Here is a 24185-nt window from a genome sequence, read left to right on the forward strand (position 1 = left end):
CCCGAACGCCACCAGAAAGAACAGAGCAACCCATGACAGCGTGCACCGTCATCGGCCTCGGTGAAGCCGGAGCCACCTACGCTGCGGCACTGACCGCGGCCGGCCACAAGGTCACCGGCTTCGACCCGGTGGCCCCTACCACCCCGGCAGGTGTCACCCGGGCCGCAACAGCAGCCGAGGCATGCGCCGGAGCAGACATTGTGCTGGTTATGACCGGCGCCGCGGCCGCCCGCAGCGTGGCCGGGGAGTGCCTGCCGGTGCTCGACCCCGGCAGCGTCTACGCGGACTTCACGTCCTCGTCGCCGGGCGCCATGCAGGAGCTCGGGCAGCTGCCCTCCCAGGCCGCGTTCGCCGACGTCGCCATCCTTGGTCCCGTCTCAGCGCTGGGGGAGAAGACCCCGCTGATGGTGAGCGGTCCCGGCGCCCGGGCCGTTGCCGACCTGCTCGTCCCCTTGGGCGTGCAGGTGGAAATCGCGGACGGCGAGCCCGGGGCTGCGATGGCCCACAAGCTGCTGCGCAGCGTCCTCATGAAGGGCCTGGCCTCCGTGGTGGTGGAAGCCGTCACCGCCGGCAGGGCGGCCGGACTGGAGGACTGGATCCGCGGCCAGATCGCGGGGCAGCTGGCCGGTGACGGCCAGGCCGTCATCGACCGGTTCCTTACCGGCAGCGCCAAGCACGCGGTCCGCCGGTCGAAGGAAATGCAGGACACCGCCAGCTACCTGTCTGACCTTGGCGTCCCCGCAGAGATGACCACCGCCTCGGCCACCGCCCTGGCCCGCATGGCGCAGGCCACCGAACCGGCCTTGCGCTGACCGCGCAGTCAGGCACAATCAGGAACGGGTAACACGTGATTTCCACACCAACCGGCATCCGGCCATCAGGAGCAGCAGCATGATCGGCATCTGGGCACTCGGCGCCTACCTTGCCGTCATCCTGCTCTGGACCACCGTGGTCAAGCGCAGCGTGGGGGAGGCCATGATCCTGGGCTTCCTGGCCGTACTGCCCTTCACCGGCGCCGCTGCCGCGGCCGTCGGCTGGGATGCCCTGTACGACGCCATCACCGACGAGATTGTCTACGCCACCATGGCGTTCGTCTTCATGGGCTACCTGCTGGACAAGGCCGGCGTCCTGGACCGGCTGATCGACCTGCTGAACTCGCTGATCGGCGGGGTCAAGGGCGGTCCGGCATGGGTTTCCACGGTGGCCTCCGCGGGCCTCGGCGGTGTGGTGCACAACCAGGCCGCCATTGCCGCCACGGTGGGCTCGGTGACCATTCCCTGGATGGAAAAGTCCAAGCTGGACAAGCCGTCCGCGGCCACGCTGGTGGCGGGCAACGCCGGCATGGGCATCACCTTCCCGTTCAGCGCCTCGATGTTCGTCCTGGTGGGTTCGGCTACGGTGGGGCCGCTGCTGGACATCAACGCACTGGTCCTGCCCCTGCTCTTCGGCGGCCTCTGGTGCTTCCTGCACCGCCTGGTGGTCACCTGGCTGCTGGTCCGCAAGAGCGGGATGACGCCGCTCGACGCCGCGCACCGGCTGAGTATTCGCTCGGCGTTCGGCCGCGGCTGGGCCACGCTGCTGCTGTTCGTGGTGGTGGCCATCCCGCTGGTGATCACCACGGGGGCGCTGGCCAAGGGCCTGTCCGACTGGACCGGTGGTGACGTCACCAAATCCGTCAGCGTCATCGTCTGGATCCCGGTGGTCCTGATCATCACTGGCCTCCTACTCGGCCGGAAAAACCTGCCGGGCAGCGGCAGGGGCTGGTGGAACCTCCTGCAGGAGTCGGCACCGCGGTTCGGCATCGTGGGCGTCACCGTGGTGTTCGCGTTCGCCGGGGCCAACGCGCTGGCCGCCACTGGGCTGCCCAAGCAGATGACCACCCTCCTGAACGGGATGAACCTGCCGCTGTGGCTGCTGGCCATCCTGATCGGCCTGATCATCATCGCGGTGGCGGCGCCGCTGTCCGCCACCGCCACAATGGCCGCCGTGGGAACGGTGGGTGTGGCATCGCTCGTCGCCGCCGGTGTCCCGGCCACCACCGCTGCCGTGGCCGTCCTGGTGTTCTCGTCCTGCGAAGCGGCCGTCCCGCCCGGCGGCGCCCCGCTGTACGTGGCCTGCGGCATCGCGGACGTTGACCCGCTCAGAACATTTGCCCGCCTCCTGACCCATTACGCCCTGCCGCTGCTGGGCATCGGCGTCCTGATCATCCTCGGCATCCTGCCAATCTAGGGAAGTATTCATGCACTCCTTCCGAAGGGCCATCGAAGTCCTCTTCGTCCTGACACTGGCGGTACTGCTGGCCGGCGGCATCCTCTTCGTACTTGGCCAAGCCGTTGCGCTGGTAGCGGGCCAGGGCCAATGGCTCACGCTGCTGAATGAGACCATCAAGACTCGTATCTGCATCGCCGCGTCCATCTGCGCCGTGGCAGGGTTCCTGCTGAGCTACAAGCGCCGGCAGCCGCAGGAACAGTTCCAAAGGGCGGACGCGCGATGAATTCCCTTGACGGCATGTATCCGGACTTTGCCGGGCTCCTGCAACGCGAGGGCAGCCTTGCCGGGACCTCCTGGGGCCTCTTTCCGCGCCCAACCCGAGGAACGCCGTCGTTCATCACCCCCGAGTCTCTGCTTCATGCCCGGGAATGCATACGCAGCGGAACCGTCTTTGGCCTCGACTACCCGGCGGACGCCTTCGACCCCGGAATGTCCCTGAAGCGTGGGGCGCCCCGGCACACCATCTACTCCTCCCACCCGGCACATCGGGACGATTTCCTGGACGGCTACTACCTTCAGGGGTCCAGCCAGGTGGACGGCCTCCGGCACCGCCGGGCAGATGATGTGGGGTTCTACAACGGCACCGCCGATGACCGCGTGGTGGAGGGAACCCCGGACCTGGGCATCCAGGAATGGGCTGACGAACCGATCGTTGGCCGTGCGGTGCTGGTGGACCTCGATGGCTACCGCACCGCCCGGGGCGCGCCGATCGACCACGCGGCAGGGGAGCCGCTGCGCCTCGATCTCATTAACGCGGCCCTTGAAGCGCAGTCCGCCACCCTCCGCCCAGGCGACATCCTGCTGCTGCACACGGGATGGTGCGAATGGTTCCTGGACCTGCTGACGGCGGAAAAGCAGAAAGTGCGCGACAGCAGGAAGGCCACGGGAATCGCCCAGTCGCAGGACTTCGTGGCGTGGGCCTGGGACCACCGCCTGGCACTGCTCGCAGCGGACAACTTCGCCCTCGAATGCCTGCCCGCGGTCCCGGACAGCCCCTACCGTGACTCTGCGTTCAACGATCACGGCATGATGCACCAGCAACTCCTTGCCAAGCTGGGCATGCCCCTGGGTGAGCTGTGGCGCCTGGGCCCGCTTGCCCGGCACATGCGCAGCACCGGCCAGTGGGACGCGTTCATCAGCATCAAACCGCTGAACATCACCGGAGGAACGGGCTCGCCCGCCAACGCCACGGCCATCCTGTGAGCTTCAGTTCCGCCGGGTGCTGACCAGCTGCCCGGTCCGACCGGGAATCCGGCCACGCCGTCCCGCGAGCCAGATCGCCGTGGCATTCGCTGAGACAATCAGTGCGATACCCAGCCATTCGTGGAGCACCAGCACCTGGCCCAGCACCACAATTCCGGACAGTGCCGCCAGGATCGGGTTGATGCTCATGTACACCCCGAAAAAGCCGGCAGGAACGAAGCGGAGGGATATCAGGTCGGCAGCGTAGGGAACCACCGAGCACAGGATTCCGGCCGCGGCGGCGTACGCCAGGGATTGTCCGGTGAAGCGGCCGCTGGCGAGCAGGTGGATGGCCACCGGCACGTACAGCGCCAGCGAAACAAGGCTGGCGGCTGCCGGAGCCTGCAGGCCGGGGAGCCGCTGGCCCGCCACGCGGTTCAAGAGTATGTACGCCGCCCAGCCCGCCGCGCCGCCCAGGCCAATGACGATCCCGGCCAGGTCGCTCGCGGGCCCCGGCATCACGAGGACGTACACGCCCACGCCGGCGGCAATCCCGCACAGCAGGTCCCAGCGGCTCCGTGAGGACAGCAGCGCCACCGCCAGCGGACCCAGGAATTCCAGCGTGACCGCCAGCCCCAGCCCAATCCTGTCGATGGCAACGTACAGGCAGATGTTCATCAGGGCCGTGGCCGCGCCCAGCAGGAGGACCGGCCACCACTGCCGCCACGTAAAGCGGTGGAACGGCGGCCGGGCCGCGGGGACCAGCACGGCCGCTGCCACGAGCTGGCGCACGGCCACCACCCCTGCCGGTCCGATCACCGGGAAGGCATGGGCACCGATTCCGGCGCCGATCTGGTTGCTGAGCCCTGCACCGGTCATGGTCAGCAGGCCACGCACTAACGACGACGGCGGCCCGCCAGGGGTGCCGGTCGCACCGCGGGTTTTCCCCTCGCCATGCAGCAAAGAAGCGTCCATCCCCACAGTGTCCGGCCGCGCCCGGTGCCCTGAGAAATGCATGCGCCGCACCTTCTATACGATGAGCGTATGAATGTTGAGCTGCGCTATCTCCGTGCTCTGGTCGCCGTCGTAGACGCCGAAACCTTCACGGACGCCGCCATCGAGCTGGGCACCTCCCAAGCAGCGGTCTCACGTTCCATTGCGGCGCTGGAACACGCCCTGGGGCTTCGCATCCTGCAGCGGACCACGCGCAGCGTCGCCCCCACACCGGTGGGTGAACGGATCATTGCCCATGCCCGCAGCGTCTTGGCCGAACTGGCCCTGCTGGAGCGGGAGGCCCGTGACCATGGCAGCGAACTGCGGGTGAGCTACGCCTGGTCCGCGCTGGGCCGCCGCACCATTGCGCTGCAGCGCCAGTGGGAGGAGGTCCACCCCGAGGTGTCCCTGGTGTGGGTCCAATCCAGCGCCCCGTCCGGCGGCCTCGCCGACGGCTCGGCCGATGTTGCCGTCCTGCGCCGTTCCATCGCCGATGCCCGGTTTAGCTCGACGCCGATCGGAACCGAGGCGCGGTACGCCGCGGTGGCCAGCGGCGATCCCCTCTCCCGCCGGCGGTTCCTGCGGATGGCCGACTTCGCAGACCGGACCATCGCCGTCGACCGCCGCACCGGGACCACCAGCGAGGAGCTCTGGCCTGAGGGCTCCCGCCCCGCCGGGTTCCGGCTGGTCCAGGGCGTGGACGAGTGGCTGACGCTGATCTCCACGGGAAAGGCCCTGGGGATGTCGTCCGAGGCGACGGCCGCGCAGAATCCCCGGCCGGGAATTGCCTACCGGCCGGTGCGCGACGCCCCGCGGATCGACGTTTTCCTGGCGTCATGGCGGGACGATCCGTCCCCCGCGGTGGCTGATTTCATCCGCCTGGCGCGTGCGGCCTACGCCCTGGGATAACGCTTGCCCATTGACGTAATGAGGGTCACGTCCTAAGATTGTGAATCGATTCAAAGCGCCGGCTTCCCGGTTCTTTGCCAATGGAGTCGAAGGACAAGCACATGAGCACTACCCACAGCAGCGCCGCCACCACCGGCGCCGTCCGCACCAGCGGGGCGGCAGGGTCCGGACCGCGGGATCCCAAGAAGGCCGCGATGAGCGGGTGGATCGGAAGCGCCCTTGAGTACTACGACTTTGCGCTGTACTCGCTGGCCGCCACGCTGGTATTCCCCACCATCTTCTTCCCGTCGGAGAACCCCACCGTCGGCATTATCGCCTCGCTGGCCACCTATGCGGTGGGCTACGTGTCCCGGCCCATCGGCGCCGTGGTCCTCGGCGCCTACGGCGACCGGAAGGGCCGCAAGAGCGTGCTGGTCTTCGCGATGCTGCTCATGGGCTTCGCCACCTTCGCCGTGGGGCTCCTCCCCACCTACGGTCAGGTGGGCCTCCTGGCTCCGGCCCTGCTGGTGGTCCTCCGCCTGATCCAGGGCTTCGCCGTGGCCGGGGAACTGGGCGGCGCCAGCGCAATGATCGTGGAGCACTCACCGGATGCCAGGCGCGGCTTCTTCGCCAGCTTCAGCCTGCAGGGCACCCAGGTGGGCTCCATCCTGGCCACCGCAGTTTTGCTTCCGCTGTCCGCGGCCCTCCCGGCGGACCAGTTTGCGTCATGGGGCTGGCGCATCCCGTTCCTGCTGAGCGCCGTGGTGATCTTTGCCGGCTACTTCATCCGCCGCCGGGTCCAGGAACCGCCCGCCTACGCTGCAACATCCGGCGACACCGCGCAGAAGCAGCGCTTCCCGTTAGTGGAGCTGCTGCGGACCCGCCCCGGTGCCCTGGTGCGGTGCATCCTGATGACCTTCGCGAACGTCATAGGCATGGCCACCCTGATCTTCGGCGTCTCCTATGCCACCCAGAAGGGCTACGGCAACGGGTTCTCCAGCAGCGAGTTCCTGTGGGTCACGCTGGTGGCCAACATCGCTGCCGTCGTGACCATCCCGCTTTTCGGTGCGCTGTCCGACCGGATCGGCCGCCGCACGCTGATGGCCGGTGGCGGTCTGCTGGGCGGCGTGATGGTGGGCGGTTACCTGTGGGCGATCGAACAGGGCAGCCTGCCGCTGGTGTTCGTCTCCGTGGTGATCGTGCAGGGCATCTTCTTCCAGATGTGGAACGCCACCTTCGCCACGTTCTTCCAGGAGCAGTTCCCCATGCGCATCCGCGTCACCGGGTTTGCCGTCTCGCAGAACATCGGCCTGATGATCGCGTCCTTCTTCCCCAGCATCTTCACGGCCATCGCCCCTCCGGGCACCGCCAACGTGCCGCTCACCATCGGGCTGACCACGTTCGTGATCTGCCTGGTGGCCACCGTGGCCACGCTGATGTCCTCGGACACTAAGGGCAAGTCGCTCGAGGACCTGGAGGCTCACAAGGCCTAAGAGGCCTGACTGCCGCAGCGGCGGGAAAGCCTTAAGGGCCGGCGCCGCTGGGCCAGGCGCGAAGGAGGGGGCAGCATGGTGCTGCCCCCTCCTTTGCGTGCCGTCCACGGGGAGGAGACCGCGCCGGCTGTCCCCTCCTTTTTGTCTGCTGTCGCCGATTCTGCCGCCTCCCGCACGCATGATTGCACGCATGATGTGGCCCGAAACAGGACGCCTGCATAGTTGTATACAAGTATGCTTAGAAGCGGAGGTCCCACCATGCCAGCAATTCCCGCCCGGAACACGGGCGCCCACGTTGTCTACGCCGAGCTGAAGCGGCGCATCCTCAGCCTCGACCTGAAGCCCGGGGAGCGCATCTACGAACCGGCCATGGCCACCGCCCTGCAGGTCAGCAGGACGCCGCTGCGTGAGGCGATCAGGCGGCTGATCTCAGAGAATCTCCTGGAGCAGCAACCCACAGGCGGCGTGGTGGTCCCGGTGCTGGACGAAGCAGAGATTTCGGAGCTGTACGAGGTCCGCGCGGCCGTGGAGTCACTCATGGCGCGGAACGCCTGCCTGAAAGCGACACCCGCCGACCTCGACGAACTCCACGGGATCCTGGCCAGGAACGCCGCGCTGGTGGAGTTTGCCGACGACGCCATGCGGCAGGGCATGGCCCTGCACGCCAGGATCGCCGTGATCGCCGGCAATTCGTGGGCCGGGCGGTTCCACGACCAGGTGTCCAGCCAGATGGAGCGCTACCGGCACTACACCAACAGCACCCAAAGGCGGCGGGACCAGGCGCTGGCACAGCACCGGGCACTGGTTGAAGCAATTGCCACCGGCGACCCGGAGCAGGCAGCCAAAATGGCCTTTGACCATGTGATGGGCGCACGCGACGCCGCCGTCCGCGCCCTCTCTGGCAAGAACGGAGCCGGCTCATGATCGGAGAACTCGGCCGGCGCTCGGCCACCGCCCTGCTCCTGCACTCAGCCCTGATCCAGGCCGTCACGTTCCTGGTGCGGCCGGCCGCCACCTACCGTGCGCTGGAGCTGGACGTTCCGGGCTTTGCCTTGGGCCTTCTGGCGGCCAGCTACGCAGTCTTTCCCCTGCTCCTCGCGGTTCCCACGGGCGGACTGGTGGACCGCCTGGGTGAGCGGCGGCTCATGGCGATCGGGTCCGGCGTCGTGCTTGCCTGCTCCGCGTTCCTGCTGTTCTGGGGTTCGTCCATCACTGCCCTGGTTATTGGAACCGCCTTCCTGGGCGCCGGCCAGCTGGCTTGCGTGGTGGGACAGCAGGCGGTGGTGGCGAACAACGCTGCGGCAAGCCGGATGGACTCCGCTTTTGGATACCTGACGTTTGCCGCCTCGCTGGGCCAGGCCCTGGGACCGCTGGCAATTTCCCTGGTGGGCGGCAACTCGATCCAGCCGGACACTAACATGATCTTCCTCCTGGCCGTCGTCATGAGCGCGGTCCTTTTCCTTGACACCTTCCTGGTCTCTGCCGAGGTCAGCGGAGGCACCAGGAAGGCCGGCGAAGTGGACGGGGGCAAGGGCAGTGCCATCGCGCTGCTCAAGACCCCCGGCGTGGCCCGGGCCCTGGCCACCAGCGCAACGGTCCTCGCCGTGGTGGACCTGACCATGGTCTACCTTCCCGCACTCGGAACGGACCGGGGCCTCACCGCGGCCACCGTCGGCGCAATGCTCACCGTCCGCGCAGTATTCTCCATGGTGTCCCGTCTCCTGCTGGGCCGGGTTTCACGGCGGATTGGCCGCATGCGGCTGCTGGTCACCAGCCTGGCGCTATCGACGGCCGCCCTGGCCGCTGCGGCCATTCCCATGCCCGCCTGGCTGCTGTTCGTGGTGATGGCTGTGCTGGGGCTGGGCCTTGGTATCGGCCAGCCGCTCACCATGTCTTGGCTGTCGTCGCAGGCACCGGCCGGTCAGCGCGGACGGGCCCTCGCCCTGCGCCTCGCCGGAAACCGCGTGGGCCAGGTGGTGCTCCCGAGCGCCATCGGCGTCGTGGCGGCAGGCCTCGGGGCCGCAGGAGTGTTCCTCGCATCAGCGGTGGTGGTGGGCGGGAGCATGGTGCTGCTCCGCGGGGTCAAACTGGACTGACCCGTGCCCGCGTCACGCCGGGGCAGGCTTGATGAGAACGCACGACGGCGGCCTCCGCTTTGGGGGCCGCCGCTTGCCGTCACGCCGGGCATGCTTTTGCCGGACGCACGACGCCGGAGCCCCGGGTTTCCGGGGTTTTGCACCGGAGGCGGGCCGAAAGCGTGCCGTGCGTGACGCCGTCGTCCGTCCTGAACGCAAAACGGCGGGTCCCGGACGGTGCCGGGACCCGCCGTCCGTCCTAGGAAGCTGAGGACGCGGTGTTGTACGCCTGCTGGATCACTGAACCCCAGTACGGGCCGTACATCTTGGTGGAGTTGGTGCCGTAGCCGTAGCTGTTGACCGAGTTCTGGTAGCCGCTGGAGCTGGTGCCGATGAACCACGGTCCGCCCGAGGAGCCGCCCGTCATGTTGCAGGGGATTCCCTGGCTGTTGAACTGGGGGTTGTACGGATCGTTGGTGGCGGTGCCGGAGCAGCTCTTCAGTGATTCGCCGTTGAACGGTGACGCTGCCGGGTAGCCGAATGCCTTGTAGGCGAGGCCGCGGGCGGCATTGAAGCTCACGCCGGAGGCCCCGACGACGTCGGCCAGGTTGCGGCCGTTGAGCTGGCTCATCACGGCAAAGCCCGTGTCATATTCCATGCTGCCGGACGAGCTCCACTGAGTGGGGGCGTACAGAGCCTTGGCCGTCCACTTTCCGTAGGGTGCGGAGCCGTTCAGGTAGGCGGGAACGAACGTGAATTTGGTGGCGAAGGCTCCGGGGCCTTCATTGAGGCAGTGGCCGGCGGTGGAGACGGTGTTGCGGTTGGTGGACACTACCGAGTTGGCCGAGCAGACGTAGTTGGTGCCGCCGAGGGTGAAGAACACCTTGCCGATGTGGGACACCGGAGTTTCGCTGGCGTTGGCCTTCGCCTGGATCTGGGGTGCGGAGCCCTGGATCTTGGTTTCCGGGCCCTTGGCCTGCTCCGGCAGGACAGCCGGGCTGGCCTTCTGCCGGTCCACGGCCTTCTTTGCCAGAACGTCCGCCGGGATGGCCGACTTCATGCGTTCCGGTGTCCAGTAGTCGGCGCCGCTGGTGTCGGTGACTGCCGCGCTGCTGACGCCGGCAACATCCTTGTTGTCCGGTTGTGCGGGCGCCGCCGTTGCCTGACCAGCTGAGCAAAGGGCGAACAGGGCTGCGGTGGTGAGGCTCATGAGGCTTGTGGCCAGAGTCCTGGTTGATGTCATAGCTGTCCTCGGTAGGTTCGGGTGAAGCGGACCTGTTGGGTGGTCCGCTGGAGAGAACTTATCCCGGTATGACAAAGTTGTAAATAAAATTCTGCAATCGGTTAATGAATGCACAAACCTGTAATGAGAAAAAACCGGACTTAGGGCAGCCGGGACGCCCGGAGAACGCTGGCTTCCCCGGCCCTGGCCGGATCCAGCGGCACCGGGCTGACCAGCACGGCCGGTCCGGCGTGCAGCTGTCCGCCGGAGACAGCCCGGCAGCGGATGCCGCCCCGTCCCCGCATGGCCGGATGGGCCCCGGGCGCCAGCATTTCGTTCATCCACGCACACGGCTGGGCGTGCCGGCCGCCAAAGAAGGACACGGAGGATCCGCCTGATTCCAGCGTGAAGTCCTGCCCCAGCAGAGGCGGCAGCTGCGCCCCGCGGAGGATCACGTTGCGCCGCGTCAGGAGGGGATTGAAGGGTCCGGCCCCCAGCCCGGCCGCGATGGCCTCCAGCGATTCGACGGCGAACAGGGTCACCGCGGCGTCCATGTGCGCGGCCTTGCCGAAGAACCTGTCACCCACGATGCCCTTGCCGGCCACCACCTCGGCAACCTCGGCATCAGCGGTGGGCACGTCAGCGGCTCCGTCCCGCGCCCGGCCGAAGTAGGCGTGCGCGGGGGACACCAGCAGGTGCAGGATCTCGACGTCGTACCGGAACTTTTCGGCCATACGGCCAGCGTAGGCCAGCCCTGCCACGAAAACAGGCCGCCGGTGGAATGATCAGGAACCATGGACTCCTCTTTCCCGGCGGCAACAGCTGCCCCCGCCAGGCGCCGGACCGCGATCTACTGGGCCTCGGCGGTGTGCGCTGCCGCGCTCATCGCGGTTCCGGCCTGGATGCTGGTGGCGAATCCGGCTGTCCTGGGCGGGCACCCGCTGCTGCCGGGCCTGCTGATCGCGGCCGCCGTCGTCGGACTCTTCTGGGCCGTCCTCCTCTGGCGCCGCCGGGACTCACCCCGTCCCCGTTCGCTGGTGCGGGCCATTGGCGCGTGGGCAGGGCGGATCGCCGTCCTGGCGCTGGTGGCGGCGCTGGCGTGGCTCAACCCGTTTGCCTACCAGCCGGGAGCGGCGGCGGAGGCCGGCCCCACGTCAGACCTGATCGTCACCGAAACGAACACCACCATCACCATGACGCCCGACGGCGGCCGGGCACCTACCAAGGGACTGGTCTTCTACCCGGGCGCCCGGGTAGACGCGCGTGCCTACCAGGACATCCTGGCCCCGGCCGTCGGCGCAGGGGTCCGGGTGGTCATCCTGAAGGAGCCGCTGGGGCTCAGCCTGCTGGAGGCCAACCAGGCCCGCAGCGCGATGGCGGACAACCCGGACATCACCACCTGGGCAGTGGGTGGCCACTCACTCGGCGGGGTGGCCGCATCCTCGTTTGCCCAGAGCAACGCCGACGTCAAAGGCCTGGTCCTCTACGCCTCCTACCCGCTGGATTCCCTCCGCGACCGCAGCGGTCTGAAGGTCCTCTCGGTTTCCGGCACCAAGGACGGGCTCAGCACCCCGGCAAAGATCGACGCCTCCCTGGAGCTCCTGCCCGCGGACACGGAATTTACGGCAGTCCAGGGCGGAGTGCACGCCTTCTTCGGCGACTACGGCGCGCAGCCCGGCGACGGCGACCCCGGCATCAGCCGCGAGGCCGCGCAGGAACAGATCGCCGCCGCTACGGTCACCTTCCTGGGGCAGCTGCAGGGCTAGGTTTCGGCAGGCTCAACCACCGGCGACAAGCTCAACCACCGCTGGGTCGGCTTTAGGCGCCCACGTAGGCGGCAAGGTGCTGCCCGGTGAGCGTGGACCGCGCCGCCACGAGATCGGCCGGCGTGCCCTCGAAAACCACCGTGCCGCCGTCGTGCCCTGCCCCGGGCCCAATGTCGATGATCCAGTCCGCGTGCGCCATGACCGCCTGGTGGTGCTCGATGACAATCACCGATTTCCCGGACTTCACCAGCCGGTCCAGCAGGCCCAGGAGCTGCTCCACGTCGGCCAGGTGCAGGCCGGTGGTGGGCTCGTCGAGGATGTAGACGTCGCCCTTCTCCGCCATCTGGGTGGCCAGCTTCAGCCGCTGGCGCTCGCCGCCGGAGAGCGTGGTGAGCGGCTGGCCGAGGGTGATGTAGCCCAGGCCCACGTCCGCGAGCCGTTCCAGGATCTTGTGCGCGGCAGGGGTCTTGGCCTCACCGTCGGCGAAGTACTGCAGCGCGGCGTCCACTGACATGTCGAACACGTCCGCGATGCTGCTGCCGCCCAGCGTGTACTCCAGCACGGCAGCCTGGAACCGGCGGCCTTCACAGTCCTCGCAGGTGGACTCCACCGTGGCCATGACGCCGAGCTCGGTGAAGATCACGCCGGCGCCGTTGCAGGTGGGGCAGGCACCCTCGGAGTTGGCGCTGAACAGTGCCGGCTTGACCCCGTTGGCCTTGGCGAACGCCTTGCGCACCGGCTCCAGCAGCCCGGTGTAGGTAGCGGGGTTGCTGCGCCGCGAGCCCTTGATGGCGCCCTGGTCGATGACCAGCACGCCCTCGCGCTTGGCCAGCGAGCCGTGGATGAGCGAGCTCTTTCCGGACCCGGCCACGCCGGTGACCACGCACAGCACGCCCAGCGGCACGTCGATGTCCACGTTCTTGAGGTTGTTGGTGGCGGCGCCGCGCACTTCCAAGGCCCCGGTAGCCGCCCGGACCGCATCCTTGATCCGGGCGCGGTCGTCCAGGTGGCGGCCGGTGACCGTGTCGCTGGAACGCAGCCCGTCGACGTCGCCCTCGTAGACAATCTCGCCGCCGCCGGTGCCGGCCATCGGGCCGAGGTCGACGACGTGATCGGCGATGGCGATCGTCTCCGGTTTGTGCTCCACCACCAGGACGGTGTTGCCTTTGTCCCGCAGCTGCAGCAGGAGGTTGTTCATCCGTTCGATGTCGTGCGGGTGCAGCCCGATGGTGGGCTCGTCGAAGACATAGGTGACGTCGGTGAGGGAGGAGCCCAGATGGCGGATCATCTTGGTGCGCTGCGCCTCGCCGCCGGAGAGCGTGCCCGCGGGCCGATCCAGTGAGAGGTACCCCAGGCCGATCTCGGTGAAGGAGTCCAGCAGGTCCCGGAGCCCGGCCAGCAGCGGCCGGACGGAGGGCTCGTCGAGCTCCCGGATCCATTGGGCAAGGTCGCTGATCTGCATGGTGCACAGGTCCGCGATGCTCTTGCCGTTGATCTTCGATCCCAGGGCTTCCGGCGTCAGGCGGGTCCCCTTGCATTCGGGGCAAAGCGCGAAGGTGACGGCGCGCTCCACGAAGCGGCGGACGTGTGGCTGCATGGCCTCCACGTCCTTGGACAGCATGGACTTCTGGATCTTGGGGATGATGCCCTCGAACGTGAGGTTCACGCCCTCCACCTTGATCTTGGTGGGTTCCGCGAACAGCATGGTGTCCAGCTGTTTCTTGGTGAAGGACGCGATGGGCTTGTCCATCGGCAGGCCCATGCCCTCGAACAGCCGGCCGTACCAGCCGTCCATCGAATACCCCGGCACGGTCAGGGCGCCCTCGGCGAGGGTCTTTGAATCGTCGTACAGCGCGGTCCGGTCGATGTCGCTGACGTTGCCCATGCCTTCGCAGCGCGGGCACATGCCGCCCAGGTAGGTGGCCTGCTGGACGATGCTCTTTTCCACCCGGCCGCCCTTCTCGGTGCTCATCACGCCGCTGGCTTTGCGGGTGGGCACGTTGAAGGAGAACGCGGTGGGCGGGCCCACGTAGGGCTTGCCCAGGCGGCTGAAGAGGATCCTGAGCATGGCGTTTGCGTCAGTGGCGGTGCCCACGGTGGAGCGCGGGTTGGCGCCCATCCGCTCCTGGTCCACGATGATGGCCGTGGTCAGGCCCTCCAGCCGGTCCACGTCCGGGCGGGCCAGGCTGGGCATGAAACCCTGCACGAACGCACTGTAGGTTTCGTTGATCATCCGCTGCGATTCGGCGGCGATGGTGGCGAAGACCAGCGAGCTCTTGCCGGAACCGGAGACGCCGGTGAACACCGTCAGCCGGCGCTTGGGCAGTTCCAGGCTGACGTCCTTGAGGTTGTTCTCCCGTGCGCCCTGCACGCTGATCAGGTCGTGGCTGTCGGCGACGTGCGCCGCCGCCGCCCGGTTGTCGGTGCCGGTATCCGTGCTCATCGAGCCTCCATCTCGTTGGGCGGCGCTGAAGGGAGGCTGCGCGGGCAGCCTCCCTCCGCCGTCGTTGGTATCAGCCTACGGCTGCTGGTTGATGCGGACAGTGTTTCCGGCGGGGTCGCGGAAGGCGCAGTCCCGGATGCCGTAGGGCTGGTCGATGGGCTCCTGGACAACGTCGGCCCCGCTCGCCTCCACCTTGGCGAACGCGGCGTCCACGTCGGGGGAGGAGAGGACGATGGTGGCGTAGGTGCCCTTGGCCATCATTTCGGCGATGGTGCGGCGTTCGTCCTCCGTGATGCCGGGGTCCACAGCCGGCGGGTGCAGGACGATCGAAACGTCTTTCTGGCCAGCGGGTCCTACGGTGATCCAGCGCATGGTGCCGCGGCCCACGTCGTTGCGGATTTCGAAGCCGAGCGCATCGCGGTAGAAGGCCAGGGAGGCGTCCGGATCGGTAGCGGGAAGGAAGGTTGAGGAAATGTTGATGTCCATGCCAGTCATGCTAGTAACGCCTCCCCTGCGGGTGCTTCTCGATTCCTGACCGGTCTGGTGACCTGCTTCTCCACGCACGCGGGGATGCCCGCCGTGGGGTGTTCCGCTTCCTGTTTGTATGCGCTGGGCGGCATCCCCACCAGATCGCTGAATCGGGTGCTGAAGGTGCCCAGCGAGGAGCAGCCGACGGCGAAACACACCTCGGTGACGCTCAGGTCGCCTTTGCGCAGCAGCGCCATGGCGCGTTCGATGCGCCGGGTCATCAGGTAGCTGTAGGGCGACTCCCCGTAGGCGAGTTTGAAGCGGCGGCTGAAGTGCCCGGCGGACATGGGGACGTCCCTGGCGAGCGATTCGACGTCCAGCGGCTGGGCGTATTCCCGGTCCATCCGGTCCTTGACGCGCCTTAGCTGGATGAGTTCGCGCAGATACGGATCGGCGGGCGTGGAGGTCACTCTCAGATGGTGCTACGCAGCGGGGATGATGTCCATAGCCGGGCGCCCGCTGCGGTGGCAAAATGGCGCTCCGGGGCGGGGTATGATTATCCCGCCGGCCAGCATGAGGTCCTCGCCCGAACAGGGCTTGAGGAATCCAGCAGCAGGCAAAACCAACCCCCGTTTTACCCCTCCTAAGCCCTGCCTGGATTCTGCGCGGGGAACCCTTGAAAGGACGCCATGGAATTGCTGTGGGAAATTGCCGGCTGGGCGGGCGCTGTGGCGATTCTCAGTGCTTACCTCTCCGTTTCCATGGGCTGGCTGAAGGCCGGCAAGGGCTTCCAGACGGCAAACCTTTTCGGATCCGTGGCTTTCATCATCAACGGCACCCTGCACGGCGCATGGCCTTCCGTGGTCACCAACGTGGCGTGGTTCCTGATCTCGGCCGTTGCGCTGGTCCGGATGCGTGAGGTGGACGCGCCGGTTCAGCCCACTGAGGCGCACGTGCAGTATCCCGGCGTTCCCGATTCCACCGGCCAGATGGCCGTCGTTGAGGCTGTTGAGGCCCTCACCGGGTCGCTGCCCGTGGTGGGTTCCGTTCCCACGGCGGCGGACACGCGGCTCGCAGCCTAGCCCCTGCCGGCCGCGGGGGACCGGCCGGGCCGTGGGTTGCCCTGCTTCCCCCGAGCGCTGATCATTTGAGCGCCAGCGCCGGACTGCGTGCCCATCCTGCGGACTTTACGTGAAATATTTGGCGGCGCCTTATTGGAGCGCTCCATAATGAATGCATTCTGCAGGAGTTTTGGAGGGCATAAAGTGAGTGATCTACGTATTGGCGTCGTCGGCTACGGGACGGGCGGCAGGAATTTCCATACCCCGTTCATCGAGGCCGCACAGGGCATCACCCTCGCAGGTGTGGTGACCCGCTCGACGGAGCGCACCGCTGAGGTGGCGGCGGACTGGCCGGGTGTGCCGGTGTTCGGGTCGCTGGATGACATGGTCGCCGCCGGCGTTGACGCGGTCACCATCACCACGCCGCCGGGCACCCATCCGGAGCTGGCGTTCCAAGCCATCGCGGCAGGCCTGCACGTCATGGTGGACAAGCCGTTCGCGCCGTCGGCCGCCGAGGGCCGCGAGCTTGCCGCTGCCGCGGACAGGGCTGGCGTAGTGCTCAGCGCCTACCACAACCGGCGCTGGGATGCGGATGCCCGGACGCTTGCCGGAGTGCTTTCGGAAGGCCGATTGGGCAAGCTCTGGCGGGTCTACTCCAGGATGGACCAGCACAACCCCGGCTCCCTCACGGCCGGAGCCGCGGACGGATTGCTGCTTGATCTCGGCAGCCACCTGGTGGACCAGTTGATCTGGCTTCTAGGCCCTGTGCGGTCTGTCAATGCACACGTGGACTGGGTGGAGACGGATTCCGGCTGCACAGATGCCGGCTTCACTCTCGACCTGGTCCATACCAGCGGCGCACGGTCCTACGCGGAGGCCAGCAAGGCCAATCATGCGGAGGCGAGGGAATTGCGTGCCTACGGCAGCAAGGGAAGCTACCTGTCCCTCGCCTCGGATGTCCAGGCGGCCGCCGTCCTGTCCGGACTGCGACCCGCGGCCAAGCCGGAGGATTGGGGGTACGAAGACCGTGGCCATTGGCCCATCCTTTCCACCGCTTCAGGGCGGCAGCGCATCCCCTCATTGCAGGGCCGCTGGCAGGACCTGTACGGCGCCTTCGCGAAAGCCATCCGCGACGGCGGCCCGGCGCCGGTGCCTGCCGGGGAGGCCATCCGGACGCTGCAGGTCCTTGACGCGGCCCGGGAGAGCGCGCTGGCCGGAAGTACCGTCGAGGTCGGGGTCCCCTAACGGACACGACACCTATTGACAGGACAAACTTTTTCTTCTTATTCTTTCATGGAGCGCTCCAAATGTGGGGCACATCACGCTAACCGGGCCCGGGCATACCCCGCCCATCCCGGCGGGCTTACGCATCAGATGATCGAAGGAGATCACCCGTGAAGAAGTTTTCCTGGCAACGCGCCGCCGTTGCTGCCGTCGCCATTCCCATGCTGGCCCTCACGGCCTGCTCAAGCAGCGGCGGACGCGCCCCTGACACCGCCGGAAACGGCTCGGCCGGCGAGGTGGCCGCCACCGAGCGCATGAAGATCGCCCTGATCACGCACGCGCCGTCAGGAGATACCTTTTGGGACATCGTGCGCAAGGGCGCAGAGGAGGCTGCGGCCAAGGACAATGTGGAACTGCAGTACCTCAACGATCCGGAGGCCGGCAGGCAATCGCAGTTGATCGAACAGGCCATCAACCAGAAGGTGGATGGCATCGCGGTCACGCTGGCCACGCCAGAGGCACTTAAGGACGCCATCAAGAAGGCCACCGACGCGGGAATCCCCGTGGTCAGCCTGAACGCGGGCGAGAACGTTTCCCAGAAGCTCGGTGCCTTCACGCACTTCGGCTCCAACGACGAGCTGGCCGGCGAGGCCGTGGGCCAGAAGCTTGCGGACCAGGGCTTCAGCCACCCCATCTGCGTTATCCAGGTCCAGGGCCACGTGGGCCTGGAAAGCCGGTGCGCCGGTGTGAAGGCCAAGGTCCCCGGCACCGAGGTCCTCTACGTCACGGGGTCGGACATGACGGCCGTGGCTTCCACGTCCACCGCCAAGCTGCAGGCTTCAAAGGATGCTGACGTCATTATCGGCCTGGGCGCGCCCATCACGCTGACGCTGCTGAAATCCGTTGCGGAATCCGGCAGCAAGGCCAAGGTGGCAAGTTTTGACCTGAACAAGGAATTGGCCGGCAAGATCGCGGACGGGTCCCTGCTGTTCACTGTGGACCAGCAGCCCTGGCTTCAGGGGTACGGTTCCATCGACGCGCTGTGGCAGTTCAAGCGCGGCGGCTTCCTGATCGGCGGCGGCCAGCCGGTACTGACCGGTCCCACCATCGTGGACAAAGCCAATGTTGCGTCCGTGCAAAAGTTTGCCGACGCGGGCATCCGCTAGGAGTATTCCCATGACACAGACAGCATTGGCGGCACCTCCGGTCATTGACGAGCGGGTGGGGCGGCGCAATCCGTTCCAGAAACTCCTGGGCCGTCCCGAGGTGGGTGCCCTGGTGGGCGCCGTAGTCCTTTTCATCTTCTTTTCGTCGGTCTCCGGCACCTTCCTGCAGCCCAATGCCTTCGCCACGGTGCTCTACGGCGCATCGACCATCGGCATCATGGCCGTGGGCGTATCCCTGCTGATGATCGGCGGCGAATTCGATCTCTCCACCGGCGTCGCCGTCATCAGTTCGGCGCTGACGGCCTCCCTGTTCAGCTGGTACTTCAGCATGAACATCTGGGTCGGCGTGCTGCTGGCCCTGGCGGTTTCGCTGGGCATCGGCTTCATCAACGGCTGGATCCTGGTGAAAACCAAACTGCCCAGCTTCATCGTCACCCTGGCCACATTCCTGATGCTCACCGGCCTCAATCTGGCCCTCACCCGCGCCATCGGCGGCGGAGTCTCTTCGCCGTCCATTGCGGACATGGACGGCTTCGACTCCGCCCGCGCCATCTTCGCCTCCTCGGTGACCCTGGCCGGCGTCGAAATCAAGGTCACCGTTTTCTTCTGGATCGTGCTGGTGGCCGTGGCGTCCTGGGTGCTGCTGCGCACCCGCGTGGGCAACTGGATCTTCGCTGTGGGGGGCGACGCCAACGCGGCCCGTGCGGTGGGCGTCCCCGTCACCAGGACCAAGATCGGCCTGTTTATGGCGGTCGGCTTCTGCGGCTGGGTGCTGGGTATGCACAACCTGTTCGCCTTCGACGCCGTCCAGTCCGGTGAGGGCGTGGGCAACGAGTTCCTCTACATCATCGCCGCCGTCATAGGTGGCTGCCTCCTTACAGGAGGCTACGGCTCGGCGGTGGGCGGAGCGATTGGAGCCTTCATCTTCGGTATGGCCAACAAGGGCATTGTGTACGCGCAATGGAATCCGGACTGGTTCAAGTTCTTCCTGGGCCTGATGCTGCTGCTGGCCACCATCGTCAACCTCATCGTCAAACGCCGCGCGGACCTTAGGTAGGAGTGGGACATGACCGCCGAAACAAACCACAGCTCCGCCCCGGCCGCCGGCAAACGGGCGCGGATCAGTAACGAAACCCTGCTCCAGGGCGAGACCGACCCGCTCACCGATCGCGCGGTGCACCTGCTCCAGCTCGACGGCGTGGGCAAGCACTACGGAAACATCATCGCCCTCCGGGACGTCACCATGGCGGTGGACAACGGCCGCGTCACCTGCGTCCTGGGCGATAACGGGGCCGGCAAGTCAACGCTGATCAAGATCATCGCCGGACTGCACCAGCATGACCAGGGCGTCTTCTCCATCATGGGTGAGGAGCGCAAGCTCAATTCACCCCGCGAGGCCCTCGATGCCGGCATCGCCGCCGTCTACCAGGACCTCGCCGTGGTCGCCCTCATGCCCATCTGGCGCAACTTCTTTCTCGGCTCAGAACTCACCACCGGAAGGGGCCCGTTCCGGCGGATGGACGTCGAGAAGATGAAGGAGGTCACCAGGAAGGAACTTGCGGACATGGGCATCGACCTGCGCGACGTCGAGCAGCCCATCGGTCAGTTGTCCGGCGGCGAACGCCAATGCGTGGCGATTGCCCGGGCCGTCCACTTCGGCGCCAAGGTGCTGATCCTGGACGAGCCGACGGCTGCCCTGGGCGTCAAGCAGTCCGGAGTGGTGCTCCGCTACATCCTTCAGGCCCGCGACCGCGGCCTGGGCGTCATCTTCATTACCCACAACCCGCACCACGCTTTCCCGGTAGGAGACAGGTTCCTCCTTCTCAAGCGCGGGCGCTCCATCGGGTACTACGACAAGAAAGACATCACGCTCGAGGAGCTCACCGCCCAGATGGCCGGCGGCGCTGAACTGGCCGAGCTCGCCCACGAACTCGAGTCCCTTGGCGGCCACCGCGACACCCTTGAGGAGGTCAAGGCCGAAACGGCCTCCGTTACCGGCAAGGCTGCCGGCTGAACGGCGCCGTACCTAAAGTGCCCGCCGTCGTCGTGGACGACGGCGGGCTGCGGCGCGTGCGGTGACGCCGGGCCCGGAGAAGATCGGTCAGGACGGCGGAGCCGCCGTTGAACCGCGCGCCATCAGCGACGGCGCCAACAGCAGCTGCCGCCGCGGGGCCGAGGGTTCGGCGATCCGGCCCAGCAGGGCCCGGGCGGCTTCACTGCCGATCGATGCGTTGTGACTGTCGATGGACGTCAGGTCCAGGTACCGCGATTCCGCCAGGGGGGTGTTGTCATAGCCCACCACCGAGACATCCTCCGGAGTCCGCAGCCCGTGTTCCTTCAGTGCGGCGAGGGCGCCGAGCGCCATGGTGTCGTTGGCGGCGAAAACGGCCGTGACGCCGTCGTGTCCGCTAAACAGCTCCCGCGCGGCCGTGTAGCCGGCCTCCTCGGTGGTGTCCCCGGATTCACCCACCACGAGGGGCTCCAGCCCCGCGGCCCGGACGGATCGGAGATAGCCGTCGAGGCGGGCCTTAGCGGACCCGCCGGTGCCGCTCAGGTGGGCGATCCGGCGGTGGCCCAGCTGCACCAGGTGTTCCACGGCGAGGCCCGCGCCCTGCACCTCGTCGCTGGCCACCACGTCGGCAGGCCCGGAGTCGAGCTCGCGTACGCCGGCCACCACGAAAGGTACATCCAGGTTCCGCAGCGGAGGGGCCGCATGCGGTTCCGCCGCGATGATCAGGCCGTCCACATGCATCGCCAGGAATCCGTCCAGCGGGTTGCGGCCGGACAGCGCCTCAAGCTGGAGGTCCGCCACCGAGATGTTCCAGCCTGCCGGGTCGAGCACGGAACGGAGACCACGGAGGACTTCCACGAACCACGGGTTGTGGAAGTCGTCGATGAGCAGGCCGATGCTCTGCGTCCGGTTTGCGGCCAGGGCGCTCGCTGCCCGGCTGGGCCTGTAACCCAGTTCGTCGATGGCGGCCTGCACCGCCTCGCGCCGCGGGTCACTGACATTCGGCGAACCGCGCAGGACCAGCGACACCAGGGATTTGGACACGCCGGCCCGGTGGGCGACGTCGTAGATCGTTGGCCGGGCGGACGCTGAATCCGTTGAAGCTTTCACCGTGCAATCATCCCATTCCATCACGGCTCCATAGGGGATTGACAGGACAAAGTGTGGTCCTTACAGTTTTATGGAGCGCTCCAAACAGCGTACAACTTTCCGGCTTCCCCCGGCACCCGAGCGGCACGGCTCGGGCAGGTTTTCAAAGGAGAAACACATGAGCAAGTCCCTGGGCGTCGCAGTCATCGGCGCCGGCATGGCGGGCAAGGCACACGCAGCGGCCTATCGCACCGCATCCACTCTCTACTCACCGGACCTGCCGGAGATCCGCCTCGTCTCCATCGGGGACGTCAACGCAGAATTCGGTTCCGCCGCGGCCAAGCGCTTCGGCTACGACCGGCACGACAGCTCCTGGCAAGCCATTGCCGAGGCGGACGACATCGACGTGGTCAGCGTGGTCATCGCCAACAAGCTCCACCGCGAGGTTGTCGAGGGCCTGCTGGCCGCCGGCAAGCACGTCCTCTGCGAGAAGCCGCTGAGCGACACCATGGAGGACGCCCGGGCCATGGCCGAAGCCGCCCGCAACGCTTCCTCGCTGGGCCGCATCGGATTCACGTTCCGGCGCACGCCGGGCATCGCCTACATCCGCGACCTCATCCGGTCCGGCACCCTGGGCAAGGTCCTGCACTTCAGCGGCCGCTACTGGACCGACTACGGATGCAGCCCCGAAGCCCCCATGAGCTGGCGCTACAAGGGCGGTGCCGGCAGCGGCGCCCTGGCCGACGTCGGAAGCCACCTTGCCTACGTGGCCGAATTCCTCTGCGGCGACATCCAGTCCGTAAGCGGCGGCCAGCTGAGCACCGTCATCCCGCAGCGCCCGCTGCCCCTTGGGGCTGTCATGGGGCATGACCACTCCGCCGTCAGCGACATCTTTGAACCCGTGGAGAACGACGACGTTGCAGCCTTCTCCGCGGAGTTCACCACCGGCGTGGGCAGCCTCGCCGTGTCCCGCGTGGCCGCCGGCCACGCGAACACCCTGACGTTCGAGGTGTTCTGCGAAAACGGCGCCGCACTCTTCGACCAGCGCCGCCCGGCCGAGATCGGACTGTTCCTCAACGAAGGTGCATCCGCTCAAAACGGCTACCGCCAGGTGGTCCTCGGGCCTGAGCACCCCTACATCGCCGGCGGCCTGGCAATGGACGCGCCCAGTGTGGGCTTCGGCCAGAACGACGCGTTCGGCTACCAGGCCCGGGCCTTCCTTGAGGAAGTGGCCGGACTGCCGGCAGAGAAGTCGCTGCCGCGCTGCGCCACCTTCGAGGAAGGAGTCCGCAACATGGAGATTCTGGCCGCCGTCACCGAGTCCGCGCAGCTGGGCGGCCGGAGCGTCGCTATCCCGCAGCCGGCGTTCGCGTAAGCGGGGTGACCGGATGACAGCCCGGACAGAAACCCCTGGCGCGGCCGCACCACGGAAGTTCATGCGGAAGATCGCGTTCTTCTCCACCTTCGGCGGCCTGCTCTTCGGCTACGACACCGGCGTCATCAACGGCGCCCTGCCGTTCATGCGCGACGACCTTTCGTTGAACCCGCTGCAGGAAGGGCTGGTCACGTCTGCGCTCCTGCTTGGCGCGGCGTTCGGGGCCATGTACACCGGGCGCCTCTCGGACCGGAACGGCCGGCGGCGCACCATTCGCTGGCTCGCCGTCGCATTCTTCATAACGACGGCGGCCGCGGCCGCCGCGCCCACCACCGAACTCCTGGTGGTGGCCAGGTTCCTTTTGGGCCTGTGCGTGGGCGGCGCCTCGGTGACGGTGCCGGTGTATCTCGCCGAGATGGCATCCAGCAAGGACCGCGGCCGTATCGTCACGCAGAACGAGGTGATGATCGTCTCCGGCCAGTTGATCGCGTACGTGTCGAATGCCTTGCTGGGGACGTTCTTCGGCGACGACCACATCTGGCGGTGGATGGTGGCACTGGCCACCCTTCCCGCCGTCGTCCTGTGGTTTGGGACGCTGGTGCTGCCGGAATCGCCGCGCTGGCTGGCGGCCGGGGGACGCGGCGACGAAGCCTTCGACGTGCTGCGCCGGGTCCGGCCGGCAAACGAGCTGCAGCGCGAATTCGACGACGTGATCCGGATGGCGCGAGAGGACTACGACTCCAGCAAAGGCGGATGGCGGGAACTACTCGCGCACTCCTGGACCAAACGGATCCTGATTGTGGGGCTGGGGATGGCAGCGATCCAGCAGATCAGCGGAGTCAACGCCATCATGTACTACAGCACGTCCATCCTGTCGGAAGCCGGCTTCGGAACCACCGGGGCGCTGTGGGCCACCATCGCCAACGGTGCCGTGTCCGTGGCCGCGGCCACCACCGGCATGGCCCTTCTCGGCAGGGTCCGGCGGCGGCCCATGCTCATCACCGGCCTGGCCGGCACGTCCTCGTCACTGCTCCTGATCGGCATCGTGTCTTTGGTGACCGAACCGGGCATGCTCCGGGCGGTGCTGTTCCTGGGCCTGATGGCGACGTTCCTGGCCTTCATGCAGGGCTCCATCGGCCCGGTGACCTGGCTGATGCTTTCCGAGATGTTCCCCCTGACGCTCCGCGGCGCGGGGATGGGCGTGTGCGTTTTCGCGCTCTGGGTCATCAACTTCCTCATCGGGCTGTTTTTCCCTGTATTGGTCAGCCAGATCGGCATTTCCGGGACGTTCTTCATCTTCGTGGCGCTGGGCGCCGCCGGCCTGGTGTTCCTCAAGGTGTACATGCCCGAAACCAAGGGAAAGTCCCTCGAAGAACTCGAAGAGGAATTCAAGACAGGCAACACCGGTGCGCTGGTCCGTGAGGGCAGCGCCGTAGAACCAACCCCTATTTCCTAAGG

Annotated in this window: 23 protein-coding genes; 16 read left to right on the forward strand and 7 right to left on the reverse strand. The window is 67.2% G+C overall.

Annotated elements, in window-relative coordinates:
* The first annotated feature begins 32 nt into the window (after positions 1-32).
* From ACHL_RS00490 to ACHL_RS00505, 4 genes are all read left to right on the forward strand, one after another.
* Positions 33-812 carry an NAD(P)-dependent oxidoreductase gene (locus tag ACHL_RS00490; RefSeq protein ID WP_012630835.1) on the forward strand — a complete coding sequence of 260 codons (780 nt, stop codon included), beginning with the start codon at positions 33-35 and terminating at the stop codon, positions 810-812.
* A gap of 79 nt (positions 813-891) precedes the next feature.
* Positions 892-2229, forward strand: coding sequence for a TRAP transporter large permease subunit (locus ACHL_RS00495; protein WP_012630836.1), 1338 nt, complete (start codon positions 892-894; stop codon positions 2227-2229).
* A gap of 10 nt (positions 2230-2239) precedes the next feature.
* Positions 2240-2494 carry a hypothetical protein gene (locus ACHL_RS00500; RefSeq protein ID WP_012630837.1) on the forward strand — a complete coding sequence of 85 codons (255 nt, stop codon included), beginning with the start codon at positions 2240-2242 and terminating at the stop codon, positions 2492-2494.
* Positions 2491-3474, forward strand: a complete 984-nt coding sequence (locus ACHL_RS00505; RefSeq protein WP_012630838.1) for a cyclase family protein — start codon at positions 2491-2493, stop codon at positions 3472-3474. The genes ACHL_RS00500 and ACHL_RS00505 overlap by 4 nt, the downstream gene beginning before the upstream one ends.
* 3 nt (positions 3475-3477) lie before the next feature.
* On the opposite strand, the gene ACHL_RS00510 is transcribed toward ACHL_RS00505, so the two are convergent.
* Positions 3478-4428, reverse strand: coding sequence for an EamA family transporter (locus ACHL_RS00510; protein WP_244266494.1), 951 nt, complete (start codon positions 4426-4428; stop codon positions 3478-3480).
* Positions 4429-4497: 69 nt separating this feature from the next.
* Here ACHL_RS00510 and ACHL_RS00515 point away from each other — a divergent pair, with 69 nt between their 5' ends.
* The 4 genes from ACHL_RS00515 to ACHL_RS00530 all read left to right on the forward strand — a co-directional run bounded on the left by ACHL_RS00515 (position 4498) and on the right by ACHL_RS00530 (position 8923).
* The gene (locus ACHL_RS00515) at positions 4498-5355 is read left to right on the forward strand and encodes a LysR family transcriptional regulator (protein WP_012630840.1); all 858 of its coding nucleotides are present in this window, start codon (positions 4498-4500) and stop codon (positions 5353-5355) included.
* A gap of 194 nt (positions 5356-5549) precedes the next feature.
* Entirely contained in the window at positions 5550-6827 is a 1278-nt protein-coding gene (locus ACHL_RS00520) for an MFS transporter (RefSeq protein WP_407681035.1), read from the forward strand.
* A 258-nt stretch (positions 6828-7085) separates the two neighbouring features.
* On the forward strand, positions 7086-7751 hold the full coding sequence (locus tag ACHL_RS00525) for a GntR family transcriptional regulator (RefSeq protein WP_012630842.1): 666 nt from the start codon (positions 7086-7088) through the stop codon (positions 7749-7751).
* Positions 7748-8923 (forward strand): MFS transporter, encoded by a 1176-nt coding sequence (locus ACHL_RS00530; protein WP_012630843.1) that lies wholly within the window; start codon positions 7748-7750, stop codon positions 8921-8923. The genes ACHL_RS00525 and ACHL_RS00530 overlap by 4 nt, the downstream gene beginning before the upstream one ends.
* A 238-nt stretch (positions 8924-9161) precedes the next feature.
* Here ACHL_RS00530 and ACHL_RS00535 read toward each other — a convergent pair whose 3' ends face one another.
* Positions 9162-10145: a trypsin-like serine peptidase gene (locus ACHL_RS00535; RefSeq protein ID WP_012630844.1), complete on the reverse strand. Its 984-nt coding sequence runs from the start codon at positions 10143-10145 to the stop codon at positions 9162-9164.
* Between the two features lie 140 nt (positions 10146-10285).
* Positions 10286-10858 (reverse strand): MOSC domain-containing protein, encoded by a 573-nt coding sequence (locus ACHL_RS00540; protein ID WP_012630845.1) that lies wholly within the window; start codon positions 10856-10858, stop codon positions 10286-10288.
* A 60-nt stretch (positions 10859-10918) separates the two neighbouring features.
* On the opposite strand from ACHL_RS00540, the gene ACHL_RS00545 reads away from it, so the two are divergent.
* A complete protein-coding gene (locus ACHL_RS00545; RefSeq protein ID WP_012630846.1) occupies positions 10919-11890 on the forward strand; it encodes an alpha/beta hydrolase in 972 nt (323 codons plus the stop codon).
* Between the two features lie 52 nt (positions 11891-11942).
* On the opposite strand, the gene ACHL_RS00550 is transcribed toward ACHL_RS00545, so the two are convergent.
* The 3 genes from ACHL_RS00550 to ACHL_RS00560 all read right to left on the reverse strand — a co-directional run bounded on the left by ACHL_RS00550 (position 11943) and on the right by ACHL_RS00560 (position 15271).
* The gene (locus ACHL_RS00550; protein ID WP_012630847.1) at positions 11943-14333 is read right to left on the reverse strand and encodes an ATP-binding cassette domain-containing protein; all 2391 of its coding nucleotides are present in this window, start codon (positions 14331-14333) and stop codon (positions 11943-11945) included.
* 75 nt (positions 14334-14408) lie between these two features.
* Complete coding sequence (locus tag ACHL_RS00555) at positions 14409-14828, reverse strand: VOC family protein (protein WP_012630848.1); 420 nt, start codon at positions 14826-14828, stop codon at positions 14409-14411.
* Complete coding sequence (locus ACHL_RS00560; protein WP_012630849.1) at positions 14825-15271, reverse strand: helix-turn-helix transcriptional regulator; 447 nt, start codon at positions 15269-15271, stop codon at positions 14825-14827. Before ACHL_RS00560 ends, ACHL_RS00555 begins: the two co-directional genes overlap by 4 nt.
* Before the next feature lie 219 nt (positions 15272-15490).
* Between ACHL_RS00560 and ACHL_RS00565 the strand changes: the two genes are divergently transcribed.
* The 5 genes from ACHL_RS00565 to ACHL_RS00585 all read left to right on the forward strand — a co-directional run bounded on the left by ACHL_RS00565 (position 15491) and on the right by ACHL_RS00585 (position 20266).
* Positions 15491-15883, forward strand: a complete 393-nt coding sequence (locus ACHL_RS00565; RefSeq protein ID WP_012630850.1) for a CBU_0592 family membrane protein — start codon at positions 15491-15493, stop codon at positions 15881-15883.
* 183 nt (positions 15884-16066) lie between these two features.
* Positions 16067-17107 carry a Gfo/Idh/MocA family protein gene (locus ACHL_RS00570; RefSeq protein WP_043793653.1) on the forward strand — a complete coding sequence of 347 codons (1041 nt, stop codon included), beginning with the start codon at positions 16067-16069 and terminating at the stop codon, positions 17105-17107.
* Positions 17108-17256: 149 nt separating this feature from the next.
* Positions 17257-18252 (forward strand): substrate-binding domain-containing protein, encoded by a 996-nt coding sequence (locus tag ACHL_RS00575; protein WP_012630852.1) that lies wholly within the window; start codon positions 17257-17259, stop codon positions 18250-18252.
* 10 nt (positions 18253-18262) lie between these two features.
* Positions 18263-19309, forward strand: coding sequence for an ABC transporter permease (locus ACHL_RS00580; RefSeq protein WP_012630853.1), 1047 nt, complete (start codon positions 18263-18265; stop codon positions 19307-19309).
* A 9-nt stretch (positions 19310-19318) separates the two neighbouring features.
* Entirely contained in the window at positions 19319-20266 is a 948-nt protein-coding gene (locus tag ACHL_RS00585) for an ATP-binding cassette domain-containing protein (protein WP_012630854.1), read from the forward strand.
* A gap of 87 nt (positions 20267-20353) precedes the next feature.
* Here ACHL_RS00585 and ACHL_RS00590 read toward each other — a convergent pair whose 3' ends face one another.
* Complete coding sequence (locus tag ACHL_RS00590; RefSeq protein ID WP_043794293.1) at positions 20354-21373, reverse strand: LacI family DNA-binding transcriptional regulator; 1020 nt, start codon at positions 21371-21373, stop codon at positions 20354-20356.
* A 157-nt stretch (positions 21374-21530) separates the two neighbouring features.
* On the opposite strand from ACHL_RS00590, the gene ACHL_RS00595 reads away from it, so the two are divergent.
* On the forward strand, positions 21531-22727 hold the full coding sequence (locus ACHL_RS00595) for a Gfo/Idh/MocA family protein (RefSeq protein WP_012630856.1): 1197 nt from the start codon (positions 21531-21533) through the stop codon (positions 22725-22727).
* Positions 22728-22740: 13 nt separating this feature from the next.
* Positions 22741-24183, forward strand: a complete 1443-nt coding sequence (locus tag ACHL_RS00600; RefSeq protein ID WP_012630857.1) for a sugar porter family MFS transporter — start codon at positions 22741-22743, stop codon at positions 24181-24183.
* Positions 24184-24185: the final 2 nt, after the last annotated feature.

The organism is Pseudarthrobacter chlorophenolicus A6 (genome assembly GCF_000022025.1).
GTDB lineage: Bacteria > Actinomycetota > Actinomycetes > Actinomycetales > Micrococcaceae > Arthrobacter > Arthrobacter chlorophenolicus.